At 48.9% G+C, this 6,667-nt stretch carries 8 protein-coding genes and 1 pseudogene; all 9 read left to right on the top strand.

Going from position 1 to position 6,667, the window contains the following annotated elements; translation table 11 throughout:
• The first annotated feature begins 954 nt into the window (after positions 1–954).
• The gene (locus QUB25_RS29155) at positions 955–3,468 is read left to right on the top strand and encodes a VapE domain-containing protein (RefSeq protein WP_333188897.1); all 2,514 of its coding nucleotides are present in this window, start codon (positions 955–957) and stop codon (positions 3,466–3,468) included.
• A 107-nt stretch (positions 3,469–3,575) separates the two neighbouring features.
• A complete protein-coding gene (locus QUB25_RS29150; protein WP_333188895.1) occupies positions 3,576–3,890 on the top strand; it encodes a hypothetical protein in 315 nt (104 codons plus the stop codon).
• Positions 3,891–3,922: 32 nt separating this feature from the next.
• On the top strand, positions 3,923–4,201 hold the full coding sequence (locus QUB25_RS29145) for a flagellar alpha dynein (RefSeq protein WP_333188893.1): 279 nt from the start codon (positions 3,923–3,925) through the stop codon (positions 4,199–4,201).
• Between the two features lie 298 nt (positions 4,202–4,499).
• A complete protein-coding gene (locus QUB25_RS29140; RefSeq protein WP_333188891.1) occupies positions 4,500–4,832 on the top strand; it encodes a hypothetical protein in 333 nt (110 codons plus the stop codon).
• Positions 4,829–5,236 carry a hypothetical protein gene (locus QUB25_RS29135; protein WP_333188889.1) on the top strand — a complete coding sequence of 136 codons (408 nt, stop codon included), beginning with the start codon at positions 4,829–4,831 and terminating at the stop codon, positions 5,234–5,236. The genes QUB25_RS29140 and QUB25_RS29135 overlap by 4 nt, the downstream gene beginning before the upstream one ends.
• Positions 5,237–5,244: 8 nt before the next feature.
• Entirely contained in the window at positions 5,245–5,721 is a 477-nt protein-coding gene (locus QUB25_RS29130) for a hypothetical protein (protein ID WP_333188888.1), read from the top strand.
• Positions 5,718–5,897, top strand: coding sequence for a hypothetical protein (locus QUB25_RS29125; protein WP_333188886.1), 180 nt, complete (start codon positions 5,718–5,720; stop codon positions 5,895–5,897). The genes QUB25_RS29130 and QUB25_RS29125 overlap by 4 nt, the downstream gene beginning before the upstream one ends.
• Positions 5,894–6,163, top strand: a complete 270-nt coding sequence (locus QUB25_RS29120) for a hypothetical protein (protein WP_333188884.1) — start codon at positions 5,894–5,896, stop codon at positions 6,161–6,163. Before QUB25_RS29125 ends, QUB25_RS29120 begins: the two co-directional genes overlap by 4 nt.
• Positions 6,151–6,667, top strand: a pseudogene (locus QUB25_RS29115) (hypothetical protein); the annotation flags it as partial. The gene QUB25_RS29120 and the pseudogene QUB25_RS29115, both read left to right, overlap by 13 nt.

Here is a 6,667-nt window from a genome sequence, read left to right as displayed (position 1 = left end):
GGGAAAAACTGCGACGTGGATTATAGAGAATATTCTCGGCAAGAAGGGGCGCAAATTCTCCGAAGGTAAAAAGCAGCTTAAGGGATTGATTGAAAAGTTCAGCGAAGGAGGATAAGAACGCGGGCCGGGAGGGGGCTGGCTTACGGTCTGCCTCCCGGCCGCTTGCTCGGCTCAACCGAACTAAGTGATACCCGGTACAGAGAAGCTAGTAAAAATTTAGTGGGTTTAGGACTCCTGATGCACTCATAGAACACCGTTGACCCCCTCCAAACTTGTAGAGTTTGGCGTAGTATGCCACACTCTATATTTTTTCTAAATTTTGGTAGCCCAGTCATCAGGCGATCGTAACCCAGCACTGACACCCTTGAAACTTGTAGAGTTTCAAGTAGCAAGCAACACTTTAGTTTTTGCCAACACAACGCTAAAAGACTGTTAACACCCCGGAAACTCTACAAGTTTCCGCTGGCATACCAAACGCTATCCAAGCGCATGGCTGTGTGCAAACCATATAGGTTTGATGGTTATATCTACTGCTACTTTTCTGCATCCTGACTACAGCCCAACTGTTAACTGAAGACACCTTGCCCGTATCTCTCTTGCCAATTTGTAACCTCCGCACTCGCTGCTAAAATGTAGGCACAATTCAAAGTGATTCTCTGAAGGGCAGGGCCCCTGTTTACGACCTAACGGGAAAAGTAAAAGAATCACGTACAGCAAGGTGGGGAGAGGAGCGTTGATAGCCAGCCCCCTTGTCTCTCAATATTTGTCCTAACCTCAAGCGGCAATCGGGGATAGGCGAGAATTTACCTCGCCTATATTGTCTGGTTTATTGTCTGGTCTAAAAGTCTACAAACAGCAAAAAACCGCTCCTTCTGAGTTTGGACACCTGGAAGAACGGCTTTTGCTAATTCATTTATCCACATTCAACTCGCCTTAGGGGACGAGCCAAATTTCATGTACACCAATAGTAACTCGACCAACGGCCAAACTTCAAGTAATTCTGAAATTATTCTTGCTAATAGCGTAAAGCTGAGCCCAGAACATCAAGCTCAGATTGAAGCGAGAGGCTTCACTTTACCGTGGGCAGAGGCTAATTGCATGAGCTGCGATATTGAAAAAGCTTCTGTGATTCTCAACTACCCAGCCAAGTCCGCAGGCATCATGCTCATGTCCGATGATTACGGACAATGGCAATTTAGACCTGATGTGCGGTGGCCATCGAAAGACGGCAAGATGCCAAAATACCGTACCAGTAGGGGCGAATATGATGCTTTCCTTGCAAAGCATCCCACTATCAAAGCATTTTGGAGTGACTTAGAAGCACTGAAAGCTCGGTGCTTCACTATTGACGACGACCCATACCTTCTCATCACTGAAGGTGGTTTCAAGTCCATGAAAGGGTGCCAACACGATATCCCCACAGTCGGGTTAGTCGGTGTTGATATGGGCTTAACTCCAAAATCTAAAGGAAAGCCAGATTTAATTCCCGTCCTGAAACGATTTGCAGAGGCGGGCTTTGGCTTCATTTTTGCATTCGATGCTGATGCCGTTACCAACAGGAATGTACGCGCTGCCGAATCCAAGCTTGCAAAAGTTCTGATGAGTTATGGGTGTGCCGTGCGTACCATTACCGGGCATTGGGAAGAAGAAGACGGCAAGGGTATGGATGATTTCATCCACAACCAAGGGATAGAGGACTTTCTGGCAATTTTAGAAGAGTCAAAACCCTACAGCATTGAATCTCGACTAACAGGAGGTAACGACTCTCCCAGTCCAGTTAAAACCGCAGTGCTCGCAGCACAAGTAGAGGAGGCATGGGGAAAGCGGCTGCGCCTTAACGAGATGACGCAGCAGATAGAGATGGACGGTAAAGCCAACAATCTCGATACCGAAAGGGCTTATATCCGCATGGCCAAGGAATTGGGCTTAGCCATCGACAAGCAAAAAGCTTCCGATCTAGTCGTGATGTGCGCTCAGCAAAATACTTATTCTCCGGTTCGGGAGTATCTAAACTCTGTTGCCAGTGTTGAACCCATTAATCTTGAAACCCTTGCAGAACGTTGTTTTGGGACACAGAACCCATTACACGCAGTTCTGCTTAAACGCACTTTGATTGCCGCTGTAGCAAGAGCTTTTAAACCAGGCTGCAAGGTTGATACCGTTTGTATCCTTCAAGGCGAGCAAGGGTGGTTTAAGTCGCTATTTTGGCAAACACTGGCCGGCGAGGACTTTTTTACGGATAACCTCAGCGAGGGCAACGAGAAGGATGAGAAGTTAAAGCTCCGACGCTACTGGATGCTTGAATTCTCAGAGTTTGAGACAGCGTACAAGCGCAAGGAAGTCTCGCAGCTCAAAGCCTTCATCTCGTCTCGCATTGACAGCCTTCGACCGCCTTACGGCAGAGCGATTCAAGACTTCCCCAGGACATCAATATTTGTCGGCAGCACCAACCGTCAGGAATTTCTGCATGACGTAACAGGCGAGCGACGTTACTGGGTTATTCCCGTCGCCCACAAAATACCAATCACAACAGTTAAGGCAGAGCGAGACGGTATTTGGGCTGCTGCTTTGGCCGCTTACAAATCTGGGGAACAGTGGTGGCTGACACCGGAGGAGGATGAATTGCTTGCAGAAGCTAATAAGTCCTTCAAGGCGAGCGATACGTGGGAAGCAAGCATCCTGACCTACTTGCAGCACAAGTCCGCTACCACCGTTTCTGACCTTCTAACTAAAGTCATTGGGCTTGATTTAGCTCAGCAGAAAAAAGCGGAACAGATGCGCGTGAGCGATATCCTGCGCTGCAATGGCTGGGTGAGGTCTAAAAAACGAATTGAAGGTAAACCGCAATGGTGCTGGGAGAAGGTGGTATCAGAGGTGGGAACACCTCAAAATCCTTTATCTACAACAGTTTCTACTACTTTTCAGGATGAAGTGACAACAGAGGTGGGAACAGAGGTGGGAACGCCCTCAAACTCTTTATTTTCAACACTTTCAGATGTAGTGTTCCCACCTGTTCCCACCTTTACTCAAAAAGATTGTTTAAATCAATCCACCCATCCGAAGAATTTATATTCTAATAAGAAGTCCTCGGATGGGTCGATTGATTCTAGGGAAGTTTGCGAACAAGGTGGGAACATTTCCCCTGACAACCCCCAAGACTCTGTAGAGCAAAGGCTTCAGGGTGTTCCCACCTCTGTTTCGCGAGGTGGGAACACTCCCTCAGAACCCGAAAAAATTGCTGATGAGGATGCTCAGAGGCTCCGAGATATAGCTCTGATTTGGTGGTCAGAGTATTACCCAGAGCAAGTACAAACTTTGTTAACCCAGATGTACGGCTGGCAGACACCGGGGAGGAAATACAGCGCGGCGACCATCACCGATTGGTTAGAGGAAGAGGAGCAACCAGTTCGCGATCGTCTTACTGAACTTATGCGCCTCCGAGAAGGTCGGACTACATTAAACCCATGAGCCAGTAGTACATTTCAATATGATGTCTACAGATTGTCTACAAATTGTGTTGACAATGTAGACAACTATCAGTTAGTGTAGACACATGGTGTCTACAGGTGTCTACAATGAGCAACAGTCAGGTTATATCGTTCCGGGCTTCTGGTCACTTTCTCAACTGGATTGAAGCCCAGCGTGAGGAAGGGGAATCGCCCAGCCAAGCAGCGATGCGCGTCCTCAAAGTGCTTGCTAGCGGTGAGGATGTAGCAGTGTCTACAGAACTGTCTACAGCACTGTCTACACGAAACAATGATAGTTTGATGTCTACAGATGTGTCTACAAACGTTAGCGAAATTGTAGACAGTCAGGTAGCGGCCAAACTCAACCACATGATGGAACGCTTAGCGCTGGTGGAGGAACGGTTGGGAAAATTGAGAGCCTGAGCGATGGCAACGATGAATCGCTCAGGCTGGAATTGAAAGAGGCCAACAGGCAACTTGCAGAATGGGACACAGAACTGAATCAGTTACACGAGCGCAACGGCGACTTAGGACTGAAGGTGCAGATGCTAGAGCAAGAGCTTAAGGAAGCGCGACGTGATCGGGAAGCAAATAAAAACTCCGTTCCGACCGTGGCAGAATTTCCAGAGCCGGCCGACTTGCTCAACCAACTCAAGGCACGGCGCAAAAAGTCGAGGGCAGACATGGTGGACATCGCGACTTTGCTGGAAATTTTGGAAGCAGCCACAGATTAAAATTTCTGATGTACGGTGACTGAGGACGGGGAAAGGTTAGACAACTTTTCCTCTGCGCCTCCTTCATAAGCAAGTCTCATCTATTGACTTTTTCAGACGCTTGAGCGTCACCCGAAAAGTCTAATTTGTTGGACTTTTAGACACAACAAAACTTTACGCAGTCAGTTATTGACATCTGCGGAATTGTGTTACTGTCAGGTTTAAGGAAGATTGATGCGCGACTGAATAGCGATTGAGCCCGCTAAACAAGTCACGACTTCCCCAACCGTTAACTGGAAACGTTTGGAGCTAAATAATCATGCCAAATTTACCGCCCTCTACGGACGGGCGATCGCAATTCTTATTGTGCGAGCAAGTCCCTACGGTCACGCTCGACCGTAAAACGTTTGAGGAACTTAATTGGAGTCTAGCTTTAGCCCTTGACGAGATTTCTGCTGTCCGCTTGCAGGAACAGTTTGTTGTTGTGGCGCGAGATTTCGTTGCGAGGCGACGCCAAGGTGCAAAGGTTCTACTGTTCCTTGACTGTTGGTTTGAGCGTGCTCCAAGCCAACTCAAAAGTGCCGAAACTGCACTTTTAGAAGCACGTCGCGTACTAGCTCTCATACTTGCTATTAGCAAGCTGGGGGAATGATGACTTCTCCAGCACGAGAATGCCGTCGCATCGACAAACTTAAGGCGATCGCCTTTGACCGTGGCTTCACCAATGAAGACGCTAAGCAGTTCGGGAAACTCAGCAAAACTGCTACATGGGAAGCGCTGTTTGAAAATTACGGCATCCCTTCGCAGGTTACTACCGTACTAGACGAACCGCTAGACACAAGCGATTGGACTAATGACGGTTCATTCCCGGTCTGCAACTTTACTCGCCAAACTTCTACCAACTTTCTGGACTGGGTTGACCTTGGGCAACTCATCGCACTCGCGATCGCATCTGCGGGAGTGTTTGTGCTGGCAATGAGTCTTTGGCGACAAATCAACCCCCTAAATCTTCTCCCTCCAGTCCGCGTAAACATTCAAATTGGAGCCACAAAATAATGGGAACAATGACCCGACTATTTGGCGGCGATAGCAGCGATGCTATCAGCCACAAGAGCGAGAAATTAACCGCTCCGACAGATGGCAGCGTGATAACCCCGCTCAATCCGGGTACGTTTGCCAGTATCCGTACCTCGCCCATCTGCGAAGCTCCCCGCTACTTTAGCAAGGAAGAAGCGGACGCACTGAAGAAGCTTGGCAAGGAAAAAACCGAGGGTGCTCGCTACGCAAAAAAAGCCTACAAAGCAATGGGTCAGGTCGAGCTGGCTGATGCAAAGGTACACAAGGCACACCGGGGATATGAAAAAGTCGTTGCCACTGGCGAACTCACAAAGAAGAAAGCTGATGTGGGCTTAAGTAAGCACTTGCACGGCTTACGCCCTGGATACGCCCGGTTGGGAGTTGGACTTGAAAAGGCAGAAACTCGGGCTGCCGAACGGATTGAAGCCATCAAAGCGAAGCTTACCGGGGGAGCGGAAAAATGAAATATCACCGGGATGTCTTTGTGATTGTTGACGGACAAACAAGTCAAGTAGTCCGGCTTCATTCCAATTCTGAAATTGATGCTTACGACGCTCTGAATGCAGCGGCCCGTATCTTACCACCACCAAAGCCTAATGAATCCCGCCATTTGAAAGTCTACTGCGGAGAAAACCGATGATAAAGGCGATCGCTCTGAGCAACTCTTTTCTGCTTATGGCGATTGCCTCCAGCTTCCTTTGCTGGTTGGCTTCGCTACACTCTTCTGCGTTGGAATTCGTGCAAGCGCTGTTCGCGCTCAAATTGATAGTCTCTGCTGCTGCTTGGCTTCTGGATGATGCCATCATCGCCGTTTTGAAAATTAGCCTGCTACAGCTTCGATTTCGGCTGATTGCCAGCACTATCGGTGCTTTGGTCGGTGTGGGGGTGATGCTATGTCGCTCTTGAAGGTTTCAGTATTGTCGGTTTCTGGACTCACACTGTGGCTAGCTCCCCCGTTCATCTTTTCCCGCAAGATTCCCCTGCACAATTTTATGCAAGGTATAGCCCTGGTGTCGGGTTTTGCTTGCTGTTTTGAAGGTCGCCGATGCGCTCTGAAGTTAGCCAAGGCTGAGGAGTTTGAGGCTATGAAGGAGCGGGCGATCGACGCTGATGTGGCGGACGAGCTTAGCACTTCCATCTACGTGGCGGAACAGCAACGGCGGAAGGAAGCGGAAGCAATTCTTGCAGCTTCCGACGAGGAAGTGGAAGCAGCACGGGAAGCCTTGGAGGTCTTGTATAGCAACGACTTACAGCCAGAAGCTTCCGCTACCACTTCCGAGGCTGACGCTAGTGACTTAGCTCTGTGGTGGAAAGTGGAAGCGGCACAAGTCGAGGGAAAAACTGCGACGTGGATTATAGAGAATATTCTCGGCAAGAAGGGGCGCAAATTCTCCGAAGGTAAAAAGCAGC

The organism is Microcoleus sp. B3-D7 (genome assembly GCF_036705305.1).
Classification (GTDB): Bacteria; Cyanobacteriota; Cyanobacteriia; order Cyanobacteriales; family Microcoleaceae; genus Microcoleus.
The sequence above is the reverse complement of the archived record's forward strand: the minus strand, read 5'-3'. Positions and strand labels throughout refer to the sequence as shown.